General features: G+C 46.1%; 16 protein-coding genes. 11 read left to right on the plus strand and 5 right to left on the minus strand.

The window, feature by feature from the left end; translation table 11 throughout:
- Positions 1-73: 73 nt before the first annotated feature.
- The 3 genes from UL82_RS07985 to UL82_RS07995 form a co-directional block, all read right to left on the minus strand.
- On the minus strand, positions 74-688 hold the full coding sequence (locus tag UL82_RS07985; RefSeq protein ID WP_046441392.1) for a MazG nucleotide pyrophosphohydrolase domain-containing protein: 615 nt from the start codon (positions 686-688) through the stop codon (positions 74-76).
- A 94-nt stretch (positions 689-782) separates the two neighbouring features.
- Positions 783-4,556, minus strand: coding sequence for a transcription-repair coupling factor (gene mfd / locus UL82_RS07990; protein WP_046440242.1), 3,774 nt, complete (start codon positions 4,554-4,556; stop codon positions 783-785).
- Positions 4,557-4,590: 34 nt separating this feature from the next.
- Entirely contained in the window at positions 4,591-5,253 is a 663-nt protein-coding gene (locus UL82_RS07995) for a TetR/AcrR family transcriptional regulator (RefSeq protein ID WP_046440245.1), read from the minus strand.
- A gap of 469 nt (positions 5,254-5,722) precedes the next feature.
- Between UL82_RS07995 and UL82_RS11070 the strand changes: the two genes are divergently transcribed.
- Positions 5,723-7,213 (plus strand): DUF5979 domain-containing protein, encoded by a 1,491-nt coding sequence (locus tag UL82_RS11070; RefSeq protein WP_052735922.1) that lies wholly within the window; start codon positions 5,723-5,725, stop codon positions 7,211-7,213.
- A 224-nt stretch (positions 7,214-7,437) separates the two neighbouring features.
- On the opposite strand, the gene UL82_RS08010 is transcribed toward UL82_RS11070, so the two are convergent.
- Complete coding sequence (locus tag UL82_RS08010; protein WP_046440246.1) at positions 7,438-8,982, minus strand: multicopper oxidase domain-containing protein; 1,545 nt, start codon at positions 8,980-8,982, stop codon at positions 7,438-7,440.
- 461 nt (positions 8,983-9,443) lie between these two features.
- Between UL82_RS08010 and glmU the strand changes: the two genes are divergently transcribed.
- The 6 genes from glmU to pth (UL82_RS08040) all read left to right on the plus strand — a co-directional run bounded on the left by glmU (position 9,444) and on the right by pth (UL82_RS08040) (position 14,455).
- The gene (gene glmU, locus UL82_RS08015; RefSeq protein ID WP_046440248.1) at positions 9,444-10,898 is read left to right on the plus strand and encodes a bifunctional UDP-N-acetylglucosamine diphosphorylase/glucosamine-1-phosphate N-acetyltransferase GlmU; all 1,455 of its coding nucleotides are present in this window, start codon (positions 9,444-9,446) and stop codon (positions 10,896-10,898) included.
- 48 nt (positions 10,899-10,946) lie between these two features.
- On the plus strand, positions 10,947-11,930 hold the full coding sequence (locus UL82_RS08020; protein WP_046440250.1) for a ribose-phosphate diphosphokinase: 984 nt from the start codon (positions 10,947-10,949) through the stop codon (positions 11,928-11,930).
- Between the two features lie 110 nt (positions 11,931-12,040).
- A complete protein-coding gene (locus UL82_RS08025) occupies positions 12,041-12,472 on the plus strand; it encodes a VOC family protein (RefSeq protein ID WP_046440251.1) in 432 nt (143 codons plus the stop codon).
- 19 nt (positions 12,473-12,491) lie between these two features.
- Positions 12,492-12,938, plus strand: a complete 447-nt coding sequence (locus UL82_RS08030) for a VOC family protein (RefSeq protein WP_046440253.1) — start codon at positions 12,492-12,494, stop codon at positions 12,936-12,938.
- A gap of 158 nt (positions 12,939-13,096) precedes the next feature.
- Positions 13,097-13,711, plus strand: a complete 615-nt coding sequence (locus UL82_RS08035; protein ID WP_046440255.1) for a 50S ribosomal protein L25/general stress protein Ctc — start codon at positions 13,097-13,099, stop codon at positions 13,709-13,711.
- 195 nt (positions 13,712-13,906) lie between these two features.
- Positions 13,907-14,455, plus strand: coding sequence for an aminoacyl-tRNA hydrolase (gene pth, locus UL82_RS08040; protein WP_083966446.1), 549 nt, complete (start codon positions 13,907-13,909; stop codon positions 14,453-14,455).
- Here the strand turns inward: pth (UL82_RS08040) and UL82_RS11605 are convergent.
- The gene (locus UL82_RS11605; protein WP_046440259.1) at positions 14,442-14,621 is read right to left on the minus strand and encodes a hypothetical protein; all 180 of its coding nucleotides are present in this window, start codon (positions 14,619-14,621) and stop codon (positions 14,442-14,444) included. The two genes, pth (UL82_RS08040) and UL82_RS11605, sit on opposite strands and share 14 nt — an antisense overlap.
- A gap of 381 nt (positions 14,622-15,002) precedes the next feature.
- On the opposite strand from UL82_RS11605, the gene UL82_RS11435 reads away from it, so the two are divergent.
- From UL82_RS11435 to pth (UL82_RS08065), 4 genes are all read left to right on the plus strand, one after another.
- Entirely contained in the window at positions 15,003-15,293 is a 291-nt protein-coding gene (locus tag UL82_RS11435; protein WP_232009544.1) for a PIN domain-containing protein, read from the plus strand.
- Between the two features lie 181 nt (positions 15,294-15,474).
- Positions 15,475-15,762: an NYN domain-containing protein gene (locus UL82_RS11440; protein ID WP_232009545.1), complete on the plus strand. Its 288-nt coding sequence runs from the start codon at positions 15,475-15,477 to the stop codon at positions 15,760-15,762.
- 431 nt (positions 15,763-16,193) lie between these two features.
- Positions 16,194-18,119 (plus strand): solute carrier family 23 protein, encoded by a 1,926-nt coding sequence (locus tag UL82_RS08060; RefSeq protein WP_046440261.1) that lies wholly within the window; start codon positions 16,194-16,196, stop codon positions 18,117-18,119.
- 53 nt (positions 18,120-18,172) lie between these two features.
- Positions 18,173-18,796: an aminoacyl-tRNA hydrolase gene (gene pth / locus UL82_RS08065; RefSeq protein ID WP_046440262.1), complete on the plus strand. Its 624-nt coding sequence runs from the start codon at positions 18,173-18,175 to the stop codon at positions 18,794-18,796.
- Positions 18,797-18,871: the final 75 nt, after the last annotated feature.

Here is an 18,871-nt window from a genome sequence, read left to right on the forward strand (position 1 = left end):
AGTCATAATATGACCTGTGCCAACTTATAATAATCCCAGTTAAATCAACATAATTGAAGCTCAATATTAAAAATTATTCTGAAGCTGTTTCACTTTGTTTGCCTAATTCCCACAGTCGTTCTTGTTCTTCAATAGCAACTAGCGCAGTAGTACCGTCGAAAAGATACGGGGAACGCGTTTGCATTTTTGAGACAAAACTTTGCGCTACTGCTTCAAAATCAAAACTGCCCCGACGATCAGCAATCTCTGAGTGGAAAAGCACCTGCAAGAAGATATCCGAAAGTTCTTTTTTCAGCGCTTCCTCACTATTTTCTAGCTGCACTGCCTCAACAAATTCTTGCACTTCCTCATGCAGATACGACAACAAAGACTCATGCGTTTGACTTTGCTCCCATTCACCAATACTTAGTGCCTGACGCATCACCTGTACCGATTGATATACCGGGTCTTTACGGCTGGGCACCTCTATCACCTGTGCCCCGTCAGCAATAGCGGAAAGTACCCGCGGATCCTCTACATTAGTGCTCACTAATATAGTGCTGTTTTCATCCTTGGTAATCACATCACCGAAATGCCAGCGTACTTTAATAGGAACTTCATCACTGAACTCAACATTGCCTTTCAATGTTGGTAAAACATCGAAGGGAATCAGTGTTGGCCAGCGAGAATCCAAAAGCAGCACAATCATGACTGCCATAGTATCCGAAGAGCTACCTTAGCTTTGGCATTAGCAACGTAACTCATCGGTTTTTTCTAACATGCTTTTTCTACAGTTTTAATCACTAACGCAAACGATATTTATGTCGCCGCGACTCACGCCTTTCCTCCCAATCACTATCGTGATCCGCATTATTGCTTTTCCTCGTTACGGTGCGCGCAGAAATTATTTTCGACGATCCACCTTTAGCACCAGCCAAATGAATATCAGCGGTACTAACCGAAACCACTGCGTCGTCAAGCTTTTCTCCGGTAACTGAAACCCGAGGCTTAGACCACATGGCAGAAATAAAATCAGCAACCCATTGCAATAATTCCACATCGCGTAGTCGCGCATCAGTGACATTTCGCCCGGCCGTAGGCATGGGAAGTTGTACCGCTTTTGCTGCTGCCCGGTAGGTCGCTCCCGGAAATAGTCGTTTCAAGCGTACCTGCCCGGAATCGCTCAATTCCATTGGATGCACTTTAATCCGAGTACCTTGCATACCAATATCAGATAGCTTTACTTCGCGAGCACAATGGCGCAATCTAGCTACTGCAAGCAATCGATACACCGCTTCCGGAAGCGCACCATAACGGTCAATCATTTCTTCGCGCACAGCTATCAAATCTTCTTCGCTTGTCGACGCTGACAGCTTCCGATAAACCTCTAACCGCAGTCGCTCTGAACCAATATATTCTTCCGGAATATGCGCATCTACCGGAAGATCAATACGAATTTCTTTTGGCCCATTATCGCTGGCATCAATGGGTTTGCCATCGGCAAGCGCACGATACGTTTCCACGGCTTCACCAACTAGGCGCATATACAGATCAAAGCCTACCCCAGCTATATAACCAGACTGTTGTACCCCAAGAACATTGCCGGCACCACGCATTTCCAGGTCTTTCATGGCCACAGCCATGCCCGCACCAAGATCATTATTCTGAGCAATAGTAGCCAAGCGATCATAAGAATGCTCGCTTAATATTACTGCCTTGGGATACAAGAAATAAGCATAACCGCGCTCTCTCGAGCGTCCTACCCTACCGCGCAGCTGGTGCAATTGAGACAAGCCCATGTGGTGTGCATTTTCAACAATTAATGTGTTGGCATTGGCAATATCTAGGCCTGTTTCAACAATGGTTGTGCACACAAGCACATCATATTCTCGATTCCAAAAGCCTTGTACCGTACGCTCAAGTAATTCCTCATTCATCTGACCATGGGCAACCACAATGCGGGCTTCGGGAACTAAATCACGTAATTCTCGCGCTTTCTTCTCAATATCAGCAACCTTGTTATGGACAAAAAATACTTGACCATCGCGCAATAGTTCTCGCCTGATTGCTGCTGCTACCTGTTTTTCTTCCTGAGCGCCCACATAAGTCAGAATCGGATGGCGATCTTCTGGTGGCGTCAAGATAGTAGACATTTCCCGAATGCCAGCCATCGACATTTCCAAAGTGCGCGGAATAGGTGTTGCAGACATAGTGAGCACATCAACGTGGGTTCGCATCGCTTTGATGTGTTCTTTATGTTCCACACCAAACCGCTGTTCCTCGTCAATGACGACCAGACCAAGGTTTTTCCACTGAACACCGGTTTGTAATAAGCGATGAGTACCAATAACAATATCAACGCTTCCATCTGCAAGACCGCGAAGAATCTCTTTAGCTTCTTTGGTATCAGTAAACCGTGACAAGCCACGAACTTCGACTGGGAATCCTGCCATGCGCTCTGTGAAGGTACTAAGGTGCTGCTGAGCAAGCAAGGTAGTAGGTACCAATACAGCTACTTGTTTACCATCTTGAACTGCTTTAAAAGCTGCGCGTACTGCGACTTCGGTTTTGCCATATCCCACGTCCCCCACAACCACTCGATCCATAGGGGAAGGCTTTTCCATATCGGATTTCACCGCATCAATGGCAAGCATCTGGTCTTCAGTTTCTACATATGGAAAATTATCTTCCATTTCTTTTTGCCACGGAGAATCCGGGGCAAAGGCATGACCTGGTGCAGATTGTCGCTTAGCATAAAGTTCTACTAATTCCCCAGCAATTTCACGCACCGCAGCGCGAGCTTTAGTTGTAGTTTTCTTCCAATCCGAGCCACCCATTTTAGAAAGACTCGGAGTTTCTCCACCAATGTATTTGCTCAGCATATCCAGCGAATCCATCGGCACATAAAGCTGATCAGCAGGCTGTCCACGTTTGCTTGGCGCATATTCCAACACAATGTATTCACGTCGTGAGGTTTCATCACCGCTGGTAAGGGTGCGCTCGGTCATCTCCAAGAAGCGACCTATGCCGTGGGTTTCATGAACCACATAATCGCCTTTTTTCAAGGCTAAAGGATCAACCCTATGTCGACGTTTTGCAGGGCGTCGTTTAGCACCAACAATATCGCCTACTCGGTTACCGGTTAGGTCAGTCTCAGTAATGACTACCAACGGCAACGCCTCAGCATCACGATGCTTACGCACTTTAGGAAAAATCAAACCAGCATGACTTAACGCCTGATAAAGCGTTACCTCACCAGGGCTTGGCTCCCACTTTGCAGTAGCTACTTTGGTGGCAATACCTTTTTCTTTAAACCGCTCTACCATGCGCTTTATTGCACCTTCAGCGGGAGCAATGAAAGCTGCTCGCCCACCAGCAAGTGTATGTGCCAGCAGCATCGACATCATTTCATTGATCGCCTCATTATCGCCTCGAGGACGTGGTGCAGGATCAAAATCTAGCGGCAAAGTATCTTCTTCTGCTGTTTCCATCATTCCAGGAGGCGCGAAAGTCCACCAGGGTTGTCCGGCACTATGCGCTGCAGCTTCTAATGCTTCATAGCTACGATAATTCGAACGATCAAGATCAAGTCCCTCAGTAGCAATCGGCCCATCAGCACCCATAGCAGCAGCTTCCCAACCCGCACGAAGAAACTCTTCATCGGTAGCTTGTAAATCAGCGACACGAGTACGTACTTTTTCTGGGTCAAGAACCAACACATGCGTGTTAGTCGGCATGAGCTGAGATAAGGTAACCATGGGGGTATCTACAAGCGCTGGAATAAGTGCTTCCATGCCGTCTGTGGGAATACCATCGGCAATTTTGGTTAATAATTCTTGTAAAGTTGCATGTGAACTATGTTTTTTAGCTAATTCTTCAGCACGTGTAGCAACCTCTGGGGTAATAAGTAATTCACGGGCAGGAAATATTTCTAACCGAGGAATTTCAATATCTTTAAATGCTCGTTGATCTGCTACTGAAAACGCTCGAAGTTCCGTGACCTCATCGCCCCAGAATTCTATCCGAACGGGTTGCTCAGCCGTAGTGGGAAAAATATCAAGAATACCGCCCCGGGTAGCAAATTCTCCTCGTTTAGCCACCAAATCGACATGAGTGTAGGCACGTAACACTAATTGCTGAGTGAGCTCATTAAAATTGTATTCTTGCTCTGGTTCAATAACCAAAGGAGCACGCCCTGGAGTGGTTTCTAAAATTGGCTGACACGCACCTCGCGCGGCAGTAACTACCACCTGCAAACTATCTAGCCTACTTAAAATCTGCGCACGACGACCAACAATATCTGCTGCGGGGCTTAAACGTTCATGCGGCAAAGTTTCCCAGGCAGGAAACCAGGCAACTTTCTCACCCAACATTGCCTTTAGTTCTGCAGTGAGATCTTCGGCATCACGTCCGGTAGCAGTTACTACTAATACGGGGGCTTGATGAGCCAGCGCACCAATTGCCCAGGGATGCACCTGGTTAATACCCGTAAGGTGTAGTCGTGATTCGCCACTATGCGAAAGCATTCCCTTTATTTTAGGGTCGGTAGCAGCCACCTTGAGCAGGCCAGCAAGCATTGTTCTCCTCAAAAATTTTTAAAGTTTAGGATGACTAATTCTGATTTCCCAATACTGATGGGAGATTATTAGTCGCCGATAAGTGCGGTTCAGCTTCCATGCCGGCTAAACCATTCCAGCATAGATTCACAATGTGGGCAGCAACATTTTCTTTGCTTAATTCAACAACCTCAGAAGACGCCTCACGACGCTCATCCAACCACCATTGCGCAGTCATACTTACCATACCGACTAATGCCTGACCATATAATGTCGCATAATCAGGATTTAATCCGGAACGTTCAAAGGCCTTGCCTAAGATATGAGACACCTGAACGGTTGCGTCGCCAAGCAAAGTTGAATACGTGCGATCCTGAGTTGGCTGCATATCGCGAACCAAAATTTGAAAACCATCTGTTTCTTCCTCCACATAGCTCAACAATGCAATCACCGCTTGCTCAATACGAGCCCGTGATCGTCCAGTACCCAAAGAATCTTTAATGGTTTTCTCTAATCGGAGCATCTCTCGATCAATGACAACCGCATATAACCCCTCTTTACCCCCGAAATGTTCATAAATCACTGGTTTCGATACCCCAGCGCGGGCCGCAATCTCTTCAATACTCGCACCATCAAACCCGCGTTCAGCGAATACACCACGGCTAATCTCAATCAATTGTTCCCGACGCTGTTTTCCCGTCATTCTCTTTGCAGCCATGCACATAAGACTATCGTGTCCACGTCTTTTCTTATTGATCGCTTTTTAGGCTATGATTCTTTTCGGCTACTTCATTACAGCCTTTTCCCCATGGTGTAATTGGCAACACTACGGTTTTTGGTACCGTCATTCTAGGTTCGAGTCCTGGTGGGGAAGCTTTTTCAATCCTTACAAACCGGCGTTTCGTCGGTTAGTAGGGATTTTTTATTTTTTGTATATGACGACATACAGGTTATCCGTTGTCATATATCTGGGGTCACTATGAAATGCGCACCAAAAGACCACAACGAATAAAACCACGGCTCTCCCCGCCAAAATAACCTTCTATCAGAGAAATTAAACACATATAGGGGAGGCTTACCTAATTAAGTATTACCCCCTTTCTTGACCTTGCCCCAAAAGACAGGAATGATTTCTTGCGCTCTATGTAGAGTTCCCCTTTCCCAGAAAGAAAGTATGGAAAACAATAATGAATCATTCATATAAGAAAGGTGCAATAACCAAGGGTTTCCCTCATAGCCCATGGATTGCTGCGCTATTCACCCTCGTCCTTATCGCAAGCCTCATTCCACTTGCAGTGCAATTCTCAACTAGTGCACATGCACAGGAGAACGCGGTGTCCGAGACCAAAGAAGGTCGATTCAGGATCGTTAAATACTCTGCCGGTGTTAAAGCCGACAAATCTCTTGACTTTGATCAAAAATTCACCAATCGTGAATCCAAGTTCACCTGGGAATGCACCCCACCTGAAGGTAAAGGCAACAAAAAGGCCAGTGACCTTAAAGGCAATTTCACGGTTAACTCCGCAGGAGGTGCTTTCATAAGCGAATACTTCCCGCTAGGAACCAAATGCTCCGTCACCGAGGACGCAACAGCTGCCAAAATTGATGGATACACCCACAAACTTGTTGTCGAGGATCAGGGAGTAACCCAAGACGGTAACACGCTCAGCTTTACTATTGAATCAGAGCGAATGGTAAGCATTACCGCAAACAATCGCTACACTCCCGGAGAAGAGGCTAAACCAGAGCCAAAGCCCAACCCAGATCCTGCGCCTAAGCCTGATCCACAACCCCAGCCTAAGCCTGAAGATAAGCAAGGCAGCTTCCGAATCTCTAAGTCCGCAGTAATCGTCAAGTCTGATGGAAGCTTCCAATACGACGATGCAAAATTCGCTCAGCGTGACTTCAAGTTCACCTGGGAATGCACCCCACCAAAGGGCAAAAAAGAAACTGGCGAGCTTACAGTTAAAGCTACGGCTGCTATCCCAAGTAAAAAATTCCCGCTAGGAACCACCTGTACTGTTGCCGAAGACGCAGCATCTGCCAAGTTTGATGGATACACCCACAAACTCGCTGTAGATAGCAAGCATGCTAAACAAGATGGAAATAAGTTCACCTTCACCATTGATTCCGAAACTGTCTCCACCATTGATGTTCGCAATGAGTACACCCTAGGAAACGCCCCAGTTCCACCAACTTCATCGTCTAAGACAACAACACCTACCGCTTCGTCGACAACAAAGCCAACCACTTCCGCGTCATCGACAGCAACTTCAACCGCGTCTTCTACTTCTAAACCAACCACAGAACCAACCGAGTCAACAACGACCCGTAACTTCCCACCAATTATTCCAATCCCGATTCCTATCCCGGTTCCTCCGGCACCGTTCCCACCAGCACCACACCCAGCTCCGGCGCCACATCCGGCACCTGCCCCAGCACCGGCACCTGGTAACAACAGCAACCCAGCTGCACCACACCATGGTGGCAACAACGCAGCTCAACCACAGCAGAACAACAACAAGAACACCGCTACTGCCCCTAGCCAAAGCAATAAGGGCCAAGGCAAGCTAGCAAATACTGGTGCTTCTGTAATCTGGATAGCACTTGTAGCGCTACTTCTTGCTCTAGTCGGTGGTTTCATCACTTATCGCGGCCGGTTGAATAAAAACAACTAACACATAAAACATGTGTATAAGGCGTAAAAAATAGCCTGCCTACGCTAATCCCCTCTTTTCTATCGGTTATTGAAAACCGCTAAAAGAGGGGATTATTTTATGCCAACCAAGAACGCGAATAATAGAGATTCCTAGTACTCATATCTCATATCAACAAGGTGCACTCCTATGAGAAAAGAAGTGCACCTTAATATCAATAAGCGTTGATCGTCGTTAAGTAAAAACTAGTGTCCGTGTGGATCTGGACCGCGAGTGTATTCCGTATCTAGCTCTGGGGTCTCGCCTTTATTAAGCATCACATACTGCCCCATCATGCCTTGATCTTCGTGGAATAACATATGGCAGTGATACATATACGGGTAGCTCTTATCTCTAAACTGACCAAAAGTAACCCCAAGGCGAACTGTGGCATGAGGTGGCAAAGAAACAGTATCTTTCCAACCTTTAATCGGAACTTCCACCTCTGTGCCGCTGATTTCTAGCACTCTGAAGGCTGCATTGTGAATATGGAAATTATGCATCCAATCGGAGTTGCCATTAGTAACTATCCATTCCTCAGCATCAGAATGATCAATCGCTATATCTACCCGATCCATATCCATATATTCGCCGTTGATTTGGAAGGTATTAAGCTCAAATTCACGCGTTGTAGCGATATCTCCGACATCATTATTCGCGCTAGGATCCAAAACCGCCGGCACAGCTGATGTTTCTGGCACATTCTCATTAGCAGCAGGACCGCGTAAAAGCAGCAGATCGAAAATATCTTTTAGTCCAAAGTTTGGTGTGTATTCGTCGTCTGGAACGCTGAGATTATCTGCAAAACCAAGCGATCGCAGCCGTACTTCTTCACCGGGTTCTAGATCGACTAGGATTTCAGCGCGTTCGCCAGGACCAATCATAAGTGACTGTGTTTCATATGGTTCTGCCAGCAAACCAGAATCGGTGGCAATCACATGGAACGTACGCCCATCAGAGAAACCAATATTGTGGAAACGCATATTGGAACCGTCGAGTAGCCGTAATCGGACTCTGCGAGTTGTTGCCTGGAAATATGGATTAGTAATTCCATTGACATAGGGCACTTCGCCAAGCAAACCAACTTCATCATCAAATGTTTCGTCCAAACTGCCATCGGCATGGAAGTTGGCATCCATAAGCACTACCGGAATGTCATCGACACCATATTCACGCGGTAAATCTAGGGCTTCTTCTACGTCATCATCAATAATGAACATGCCAGCAAGTCCACGATATGCTTGCAGCCCGGTAACCCCATGTGGATGCGGGTGATACCACAAGGTTGCAGCCGGCTGTTCAACAGTAAAAAAAGCCGTCCAATTGCTTGCTGGCTGGATCGGAGAATGCGGCCCACCATCACTTATTGCTGGTACTAAAAGACCATGCCAATGCACTGCTGTCGTTTCCATCAAATTAGAAATGACATGTATATCAACTTTTTCTCCGCGTGATGCACGCAAAGTAGGACCAAGATGTGGACCATTAAAACCCCAGGTGGGAGTAGATAGCCCAGGTTGAATCTCTGATTTACCAGTTTGAGCAATCAAAGTAAATGTAGTGCGATCACCTACTCGCTTAGCTTCGGCAAGAGGTGGTATAGGTAAGGCGCGCGTCTCAGAATCCCAGCCTGGTGGTGTGGTTTCTGGTGCCGAGATCTCACCATCGCTTTTTGAACATGCAGCTGTTAACCCTACTGCACACGAAGCTCCCATAGCACCTAAGAACTGGCGTCGAGAAAGAATTGACATAATGATCCTTCAGTCAAAAAAGTTGAAGCACCCACAAGTCTACGAAAATTCCAAGACAATTATTTTTAGCCCGACCAGCCACAGTTAACCATTATGGATGCAATGATTGTCCAGCACCGCACTATCAAGCGTTTTTACCTGGGCAAATAGTGTGCACTCCATGAAGGACACTATGTTCGCCCTAACCAGCACTCAACCAGTCCTACTATGATGAGCAACACTGTTTACCCACTTACCTTCCCCACAGCACCACTTATTTTTATTCAAAATCCAACTCAGCAGCACCACACTACGATTGCTTTTCGCCTTGCGTTGTTCGCCTTGCGTTGTTATCTGCACTGCCGCTGAAAGTTATTGTTGTGGCCTTAAGCTACGAAAAATATTTCTAGGGTTTAGACTATGTGGTGGAATTGATCCGCTAGCTGTATCCCTAGACATTCATTTAAAGGAGTATCTCCGTCGTGAGCACCCCTGACCCCTGCGCCGTCGTGGTGCTAGCCGCCGGCGCTGGCACCCGCATGAAATCGCAGAAACAAAAAACTTTGCATTCCATTGGCGGGCGTAGTTTGCTTGCCCATTCGCTTCATGCCGCCGCAGGTGTGCATCCTGCTTTTGTTGTCACTGTCATTGGCCATTGCCGAGAGCAAGTTGCTCCAGCTGTTGAGCACATTGCGTCTGAATTGGAAGTACCGGTTAAAGTAGCTGTTCAAGAAGAACAAAAAGGCACTGGGCATGCTGTGCAATGTGCCCTTGAACAACTTGATGGGTTTGTTGGAACCGTCGTTGTTACTAATGGTGATGTACCGCTACTTCGTCCAGAAACTTTAACCAAGCTTATCGACGCTCACCAAGCGCAACCTACCGCAGTGACCGTACTGAGCATGTATCTTGATGATCCCACTGGTTATGGGCGTATTGTTCGCGACCAAGATGGCGAAGTACAAGCAATTGTCGAACAAAAAGATGGCGATAGCGACACTTTGCGTATTACCGAGGTAAATTCCGGTGTATTCGCCTTTGATGCTGGTATTTTACGCACCGCGCTCAGCCAACTTACTGATGATAATGCCCAGGGTGAACTGTATTTAACTGATGTACTAAGCATTGCGCGCAATGCTGGACACCCAGTGCGGGCACACCGCGCTGATGATGCTCGCGAACTTGCTGGTGTTAATGATCGAGTCCAGCTTGCCGAAGCCGGTGCAGAGCTTAACCGTCGTACTGTTGAACAGGTCATGTGCAATGGTGCCACGGTTATTGATCCGGCAAGTACCTGGATTGATGTCACAGTAGAAATAGGACAAGACGTTATTATCCGCCCTGGGGTACAGCTTCTAGGCACCACCACCATTGCCGATAATGTCGAGCTTGGTCCCGATAGCACCCTAGAAAATATGATCATTGGCAAGGGCGCATCCGTCGTACGCACCCATGGCAGTGACTCCATTATTGAAGCGCAAGCAACCGTTGGTCCATTTACTTTTATCCGCCCAGGTACGGTTCTTGGCGAGCAAGCAAAACTTGGTGGCTTTGTCGAAGCAAAAAATGCACACATCGGTCGGGGTTCCAAGGTGCCACATTTAACCTATATCGGTGATGCAACTGTTGGCGAAGAATCCAATATTGGTGCCTCTAGTGTGTTTGTTAATTATGACGGAGTCAATAAACATCACACTGTTATTGGCAGTCATGTCCGCACGGGTTCTGACACAATGTTTATCGCCCCCGTTAATGTTGGCGACGGTGCTTACTCAGGTGCTGGAACTGTTATCCGTGATGATGTTCCACCAGGAGCACTCGCAGTTTCTGGCGGGCAACAACGTAATATAGAAGATTGGGTGATTAAAAAACGTCCAGGTACCCCAGCAGCCCAGGCAGCACTTGCGGCGAAAAAGGCCACCCCGAAACAGCCTTAATCATGCGTTTCTCCCATTTATGTTTCCAGGAAGGTATCCTTTAACCTCATGACCTCCGAACCACATAGTACGGACTCTCCAAAAAATCTCATGCTCTTTTCCGGTCGAGCTCATCCTGAACTCGGCGAAGCCGTCGCAAAGGAGCTTGGCGTTGACTTAACTCCTATGACTGCCCGTGATTTTGCCAATGGTGAAATCTTTGTTCGCTTCGAAAAATCTGTGCGCGGTTGCGATGCCTTCGTTATTCAAAGCCACACTCAACCACTAAATAAATGGTTGATGGAACAGCTCATCATGATTGATGCTCTCAAGCGTGGTTCCGCCAAACATATCACTGCTATCTTGCCGTTTTATCCTTACGCTCGTCAGGATAAAAAACACCGTGGTCGCGAGCCTATTTCTGCTCGCCTAGTTGCAGATTTGTTGGCTACTGCTGGTGCTGATCGTATTGTTAGCGTTGACCTACATACAGATCAGATTCAAGGCTTCTTTGATGGCCCAGTTGATCACATGCATGCCATGCCAATTCTTACCGACTACATTAAGAGCAAATACGAGCTCGAAAATATTGTGGTCGTTTCTCCAGATGCTGGCCGGGTTAAAGTCGCAGAAAAATGGGCTAATACGCTAGGCGATGCACCATTGGCGTTTGTGCACAAAACACGCAGCGTCGATGTGGCTAACCAGGTGGTTGCTAACCGAGTTGTGGGTAATGTTGCAGGTAAAACCGCTATTCTTCTCGACGATATGATTGATACCGGTGGCACTATCTCCGGTGCGGTGGGAGTACTACGCGATGCTGGTGCTACCGATGTGATTATTGCCTGTACTCACGGTGTTTTCTCTGGCCCGGCACGCGAGCGGCTTTCTCAATGTGGTGCCAAAGAAGTAATCACCACGGATACTTTGCCACAATCTACTGAAGGTTGGGATAATCTCACCGTCTTGTCGATGGCACCACTACTGGCAAAAACAATCCATGAAATTTTCGAAAACGGTTCAGTGACTGACCTCTTTGAGGGGCTAGCATAACGGAATGTTACGTTAGGATATACCAGCGGGTTCTGTATACAATGCACTACTCGCTGGTTCTTTTTTAACCCCGATACTGCACAAGTGCTTTTTGCACGTACAATAAGGGTATGCCGCCGCCTACTCGAGTTCAGCCTTATATCCATTTCGCTGGAGAAACTCGCGTTGCCATGGAATATTATCATTCAATTTTTGGCGGCACACTTACCCTCAATCCAGCTCATATCTACCTTGACGACGGTACTTTTGCCGAAGATCCCGAATTTATCCTCTATGCCGAACTTATCAGCGCAGATGGTTGGTCGTTTTTGGCTAGCGACATTGCTGAAGGGGATCCTTTGGTGCAATCCATTCCGGAAGTAAATATCTGTATTTCCGGCAATGTCTCTGACACAACACTGCGTTGGTTTAAACAATTAGCCAATAATGGAACCATCGATCAGCCTTTAGAAATGCAAGAATCTGGTGCCTATGTCGGAATTGTTCGCGATCAATTTACTATTACGTGGATTTTTCAACTAGAAACCGAAAACGAAAATTAGTATTTTACTTTTTTCTCCCATGTCTAAGCATAAAACTATTGCCGTTCCACATGTGCGCTTTACTAGCTATGCACAAGAAGCACTTCATTACTACCGCTGCATCTTTGGCGGCGAGATTACAATCGAAAATGCTCACCGAACCGATCTAGATTTTATCGCAACCTTAACCACAACTGATGGTTGGCGAATAACTGCTAGCAATTCCACTGTGGTTGAGCACAGTCCAGCTAGTATTTGTATCAGCGGACAATTAACTCCGACTGCTACCGCATGGTTTGAACTATTAGCAACTGGCGGGAACATTCTGTTCCCACTACACACCCACGCTAATAATATTTTTCTTGGCACGGTGCGCGATAAATTTGGTGTGACATGGATTTTTTCGGCTAGAAAATTTGGTATAATCCGGTTGAAGCCATTACGATGTAGTACGTCTCGGCGAGGGTTAAGTATTCATATTTTATGAAGCTCACCGTTATCGACGCGATAGTATTTTTCACATGCATTATGCGCCTGCGAAGACTCGACCAAGACATATTCGGGTTTGATCGCAGTTTTTTTATTTCTGCAGTCATGATTCACCCGTATGTTTATATAAATAACCACTATCAAGGAGTAACCATCATGGCTTCTTATGAGACTCTTTCTGCTGCCCCACGTAGCGATTTTGGCAAGGGCTTCGCACGTCGTCTTCGTGTTGCTGGCCAGGTTCCAGGCGTTATCTACGGCATCGAGTTGGAAAACCCAGTCCATTTCTCCATCGACCGTCTTGAGCTACACGCTTTGCTGCGTAACCATGGCTCCAACGCTGTTGTTGAGCTCGATATCGAGGGTGAGAAGTACCTCACCATGGTCAAGCACGTTGACCAGAATGTTTTGACCCTTAATGCTGATCACGTCGATCTGCTTGCTATCAAGCGCGGCGAAAAGGTTGAGGTTGAAGTTCCGGTTGTTCTTGAAGGCGATGTTGCCCCAGGTGCACAGCTTGTCCAGGATCTCGACGTTATCCTTGTTGAGGCTGACGTTCTTTCCATCCCTGAACAAATCACCCACTCCATCGAGGGAGCTGAGGTTGATACCAAGGTTCTAGCTAGCGATCTCACCATGCCTGCTAACACCACCCTGGTTGCAGACCCAGAAACCGTTTTGGCTTCTATCACCCATGAAGAGGTTGCCGAGACCCCTGATGATGATGCAGAAGCTACCGAAGGCGAAGCTGAGGCTACCGAAGCTGAGTAATCAGATTTTTATTGGGATGCTCTTTAGCTAAAATTTTTGCTAAAAGTAACCAAACAATAACAGCGCTGGCGAGTGAAAACCTTCACTACCAGCGCTTTTATAATTCTTATTCCCTAAAAAACCTGTTATTCACAACACGAATACTTTTAACATCAATATCCCCATTTCTTAACAATCATGAAAGAATTTCTATTCATGAGCACTTTTCTCATTGTCGGTCTTGGTAATCCTGGTTCTGCGTATGCAACTACCCGCCATAATCTCGGCGCTATGGTTTTAGAAGAACTAGCTACCCGCACCACACCTATGCCGGCAACTTTTAGTGTGCATAAACGATCCAATGCCGCTATTGCTGAATCCAGGCTGGGTGGGCATAAGGTCATTCTGGCGCAACCACGATCGTTTATGAATCTTTCCGGTGGCCCAGTAAAAGCACTAGCAGATTTTTTCAAGGTCTCTCCTACCCAGACCATTGTGCTTTTCGACGACCTGGAACTCGCCTTGGGGCAAATAAAAATTACTCCTGGTGGCGGCGATCATGGGCATAATGGGTTGCGTTCTATTACTAAAGCATTGGGGAAAAACTATGTTCGCGCCGGGGTTGGTATTGGCCGTCCGCCAGGTCGCCAGGATGTAGCTAGTTTTGTACTTAAGCCTTTTGCAAAAGCAGAGCTAGCAGAACTACCCATTATGTGTACTGATGCGGCAGATGAGATCGAGAATTATTTGTCTACCATTTCCTAGCTTTAGCTAGTGCGCGTTTTAGCCCAGCATCGTCTAGTTGAAACGCACCTTGTTTTTCTAGACGCTTAATAACTACCTGACAGGTTTTGCAACGCGGATTATCCCGACAACATTTCTTTTTATATTTACCCTTCTTTGCGGCTTTGCGTACTTTTTCCACGCCCATATATCGAACTCTATAAGATTTTTTACGATAAGGTTTGCAATACTTAACCGAAGCAATAAAAGCTGCATGATCAACAGGCATTGGTGGAAGCGGAACTACGCCACCAAAGTATGCCTACCTGAGGAAAATTACTATGCTATGAGGACATCAGAAACAAATATATTGTCCCGAAACTCAAATCATCATGCACTAGAATGCAAAGTAGTAGGTACCAAAATCTCTTCTTTCCTGGAAGATGCCCCACAATTTATATTTGACGACAAACATAAATTGACATCCTTAAAAAGAAAGATAACATCCGTTTTATCAACCCCAGCCGTTGACCCTCCACTGATACGGAGAGCGCCGATGACTGGGGTTAATGCCGTATCAGGAGAACTAATGAGTAAGAATAAACTCAATGTAACACCATTTCGGCAAATAACTACTGCCATCCTTGTAGATGGTGGATTCTATCAAAAACGAGCCGCCAAGCTCTTTGGTCACAAAACACCTGAAGATAGAGCTGATGAACTGGTAGGTTACTGTCGGCGCCATATCAAAAAATCCCGAGCCGGCTTGTATCGCATCTACTACTATGATTGTCCTCCATCACAACGCGTTGTATACCATCCATTGCTTCAAAAATCAGTAGACCTAGGAAAAAAACGAACTTTTCACCTGGACAAATGATTTCTTCAACTCTTTAACAAAAAAGCGAAAAGTAGCGATAAGAAGAGGAGAACCTTTAGAAACTCAAGGTGGTTACATCTTAAAAACAGACCCACTCAAAAAACTGTGTAGAGGTGCAATAACTATCGACGACCTTACAGAACAAGACTTCACACTTAATATCACGCAAAAAGGTGTTGATATGAGAATCGATCTTGATATTGCAGCTCTCGCCGATAAACAACAGGTCAACCAAATCATTATGATTTCAGGTGATAGTGACTTTGTTCCAGCAGCAAAACATGCCCGTAGGTCTGGGATTGATTTCATTCTTGATCCTATGTGGGCACCGATTACCGACAGCCTTAGCGAGCATATCGACGGAATACGACAATGCGTCAAAAAGATACCCGACAATGAAAAAGATCCTCTTCATGTGCCTTACCTTGGGGTTCATAACCCCGAAGACGAAAACGAAGAAGAACTCTAATAAATAAGCTATTTAGATGGAGTCAGATGTTGTCACTCCAAAACCCACAACAGTCATCGCTGTCTATTTCTAGCTAAAAATCTGAAACACAAGCTTCCATCATAATGATAAATCAATACGTAATTGATAGACGGATTGCGTGTCTCTTTCCAACTCATATATCTGCTTTATCTGATCTATGAATATCTTTGCCCAAACGTAGCTTACGATTTATTTTTCTAAGGCGCTTTCATGAACAATGGGCAAAGTATCTACTACACAATCAATGTGTTAGATCAAACCTCGAATACCGCTATTTTATTCTTTCCTAGCTATGCTAAACCCTCGCTAACTTCTTTCTATAACAAAAGGTGGTTTAAAGTAATCGGAGCTGCACTTTTGCATGCTTATTTTATCCCTCTGGCATTTATTTGTCTTTTTAGGAGAGCTTCTTGACCACCGTAGCGACTACCTCGCTTTCTCATCCCGTCGATCATGTTCCACCCCCACCAAAACTAGCTGCTCTTGGACTACAGCATGTGCTTGCTTTTTATGCTGGCGCGGTAATCGTGCCATTACTTATTGCGGGCTCCCTTAATCTCGATACCGAAACCACTATCCACCTCATCAATGCTGACTTGCTCACCTGTGGCATTGCTACCTTGATTCAAACAGTTGGCATTGGCAAGCACATTGGTGTGCGTCTACCCATTATCCAAGGTGTCACTACTACTGCCGTTGCGCCAATTATTGCCATTGGCTTAAGTGTTACTAATGGTTCTGGTGGAGTGGAATCCTTGCCCACCATTTATGGTGCAGTTATTGTCGCGGGGTTATTTACTTTCTTTGTAACCCCAATTTTTGCTAAATTCCTACGTTTTTTCCCACCAGTAGTTACTGGCACTGTTTTGCTGGTCATGGGCACGTCGTTGCTCGCAGTTTCTGCAAATGACTTTGTCAACTATGCCGAAGGAATTCCTTCTGGGCATGATCTTGGCTATGCTTTTGGCACCTTAACCGTCATTATTTTGGTGCAGCGTTTCTTCCGGGGCTTCTTAGGCACTTTAGCTATTCTTATTGGTTTGGTTTTAGGCACGCTCATAGCTATTTTGCTTGGCGACGCTTCTATGTCTGCGGTTTCTGAAGCTTCCGTTTTAGGTATTACCACGCCCTTTTATTTTGGTACCCCAGTTTTTAACCTCTCTGCTATTTTCTCCATGATTATCGTCATGATCATTACCATGGTGGAAACTACTGGTGATGTGTTTGCCACCGGTGAGATCGTAAAAAAGCGTATCCGCACAGACGATATTAAACGTGCTATTCGGGCAGATGGATTGTCTACTTTCTTAGGCGGAATTATGAACTCGTTCCCCTACACTTGCTTTGCCCAAAATGTTGGTTTGGTGCGCATCACTGGTGTGAAATCACGGTGGGTAGCGGTTTCTGCTGCTGGGTTTATGATTGTACTCGGCCTGCTGCCTAAAGCTGGTGCGATTGTTGCTTCCATCCCAGCTCCAGTACTTGGTGCTGCCTCACTAGCGATGTTCGCCAATGTCGCCTGGGTAGGTTTACAAACTATCGCTAAAACAGATATGAACGATAACCGTAATGCAGTTATCGTCACCACTGCTTTGGGGCTGGCTATGCTGGTAACTTTTAAGCCAGAGATCGCCCAAGCTATGCCACAATGGGCACAAATTTTTGTTTCTTCTGGTATGTCTATTGGCGCAGTAACCGCAATTATTCTTAATATTTTGTTCTTCCATATTGGTCAACAATCTGGCGCTTCTGTAGCACGTAACGCTGCAGGCGAAGGAGTGAGCTTGGCTGAGATTAATGCCATGAACACTGAAGAATTTGTTTCTACCTTGCGGCCGCTTTTCAACGACCAAGTATGGCCATTAGAACAGGCTTGGCAAGCGCGTCCTTTTACAGATATTTCTGATTTACGCGAGGCTATTCAAGTAGCGGTTCTTACTGCCGATGAACACCGTCGAGAAGCATTAATTCATGACTACCCAGATATGGCTGAACTTCTCTTAGCAACTGATTCTGAAGCAGCCCAGCTAAGTCTAGCTCGGGGATCACTAGGTATTGATGAACTTGATAACGTAGAACAAGAACAAATCAAAGAGATTGCCGATGCGTACCGCGAGCGATTCAATATGCCTTTTGTTGCCTGTCTTGATACCAATGACACGGTGCACAGCATTATTGATTCCGGGGTACGTCGTTTAGCTAATTCTCCAGAACAAGAACATCGAGTTGCATTAAGCGAAATCGTGGAGATTGCTAATGATCGCTTCGATATTGTCCTTGCTGATGCCAACCCAGTACGTAGTGCATGGGATCGTAAATTCACTGAAGTTGAGTAAGCTCTCATTTACTGTCTTAGTCACATCCGCTTGCTATCCCTGGTGAAAATCCTATGAGTTTCTTTGATTTCTTACGCTCTCTTTTTTCTGCTAGTTCTTCCACAACAGAACAACCTGCTGCTGATTGGATTGTGATTGGCTTGGGCAATCCTGGTCCGCGCTACCAATCGACTCGGCACAATGTGGGTTATCTTGGTGTCGATGCCCTACTTAATGGGACTGCCCTTGTGCAACGAAAAGGTTTGCCGGTACAAGAAGCACGGATTCGCATTGGGGATCAGGAAGTATCCGTACTACGTTCCACAACGTATATGAATAACTCCGGGGAAGCTATCGTCCCAATTATGGCTGAAAATGGGTTGAGCCCAGAAAACGTGATTATTCTTCACGATGAGCTGGACCTGCCCCAAGGAAAAATTCGTTTAAAAAAGGGCGGCAATGAAAATGGCCATAATGGTTTAAAATCTGCCACCGCGCTTTTAGGCACCCGGGATTATTTGCGCGTGCGCATGGGAATTTCTCGCCCACCGCAAGGGGTAAAGGTAGCAGATTATGTACTTAGCCCCGTCGAGGATGCTGCTGTCATGAGTATGTCTCATACTGCTGCCGAGGCCGTAAAAATTATCATTAGCGAAGGTTTGGTCGCAGCCCAAAATAAGATTCATTCTCGTAGTTAACTAGCTTGCTCTAGCCGGTACTGGTTAGGGTGCATGTGGCTACGGTAAAAACAATCGTAGCCACATATAGCTCAC

The organism is Corynebacterium kutscheri (assembly GCF_000980835.1).
In the GTDB taxonomy this organism is placed as follows: domain Bacteria; phylum Actinomycetota; class Actinomycetes; order Mycobacteriales; family Mycobacteriaceae; genus Corynebacterium; species Corynebacterium kutscheri.

What these genes read in the sequence shown, in the direction of transcription:
- UL82_RS08030 (WP_046440253.1), top strand. Translation starts at nt 12,492, where the DNA reads ATGTCTAAGCATAAAACTATTGCCGTTCCACATGTGCGCTTTACTAGC.
- UL82_RS11440 (WP_232009545.1), top strand. Translation starts at nt 15,475, where the DNA reads ATGAGAATCGATCTTGATATTGCAGCTCTCGCCGATAAACAACAGGTC.
- UL82_RS08020 (WP_046440250.1), top strand. Translation starts at nt 10,947, where the DNA reads ATGACCTCCGAACCACATAGTACGGACTCTCCAAAAAATCTCATGCTC.
- UL82_RS08035 (WP_046440255.1), top strand. Translation starts at nt 13,097, where the DNA reads ATGGCTTCTTATGAGACTCTTTCTGCTGCCCCACGTAGCGATTTTGGC.
- pth (WP_046440262.1), top strand. Translation starts at nt 18,173, where the DNA reads ATGAGTTTCTTTGATTTCTTACGCTCTCTTTTTTCTGCTAGTTCTTCC.
- UL82_RS11070 (WP_052735922.1), top strand. Translation starts at nt 5,723, where the DNA reads ATGAATCATTCATATAAGAAAGGTGCAATAACCAAGGGTTTCCCTCAT.
- mfd (WP_046440242.1), bottom strand. Translation starts at nt 4,556, where the DNA reads ATGCTTGCTGGCCTGCTCAAGGTGGCTGCTACCGACCCTAAAATAAAG.
- UL82_RS11435 (WP_232009544.1), top strand. Translation starts at nt 15,003, where the DNA reads ATGAGTAAGAATAAACTCAATGTAACACCATTTCGGCAAATAACTACT.
- UL82_RS08010 (WP_046440246.1), bottom strand. Translation starts at nt 8,982, where the DNA reads ATGTCAATTCTTTCTCGACGCCAGTTCTTAGGTGCTATGGGAGCTTCG.
- UL82_RS07995 (WP_046440245.1), bottom strand. Translation starts at nt 5,253, where the DNA reads ATGGCTGCAAAGAGAATGACGGGAAAACAGCGTCGGGAACAATTGATT.
- pth (WP_083966446.1), top strand. Translation starts at nt 13,907, where the DNA reads ATGAGCACTTTTCTCATTGTCGGTCTTGGTAATCCTGGTTCTGCGTAT.
- UL82_RS07985 (WP_046441392.1), bottom strand. Translation starts at nt 688, where the DNA reads ATGATTGTGCTGCTTTTGGATTCTCGCTGGCCAACACTGATTCCCTTC.
- UL82_RS08025 (WP_046440251.1), top strand. Translation starts at nt 12,041, where the DNA reads ATGCCGCCGCCTACTCGAGTTCAGCCTTATATCCATTTCGCTGGAGAA.
- UL82_RS11605 (WP_046440259.1), bottom strand. Translation starts at nt 14,621, where the DNA reads ATGGGCGTGGAAAAAGTACGCAAAGCCGCAAAGAAGGGTAAATATAAA.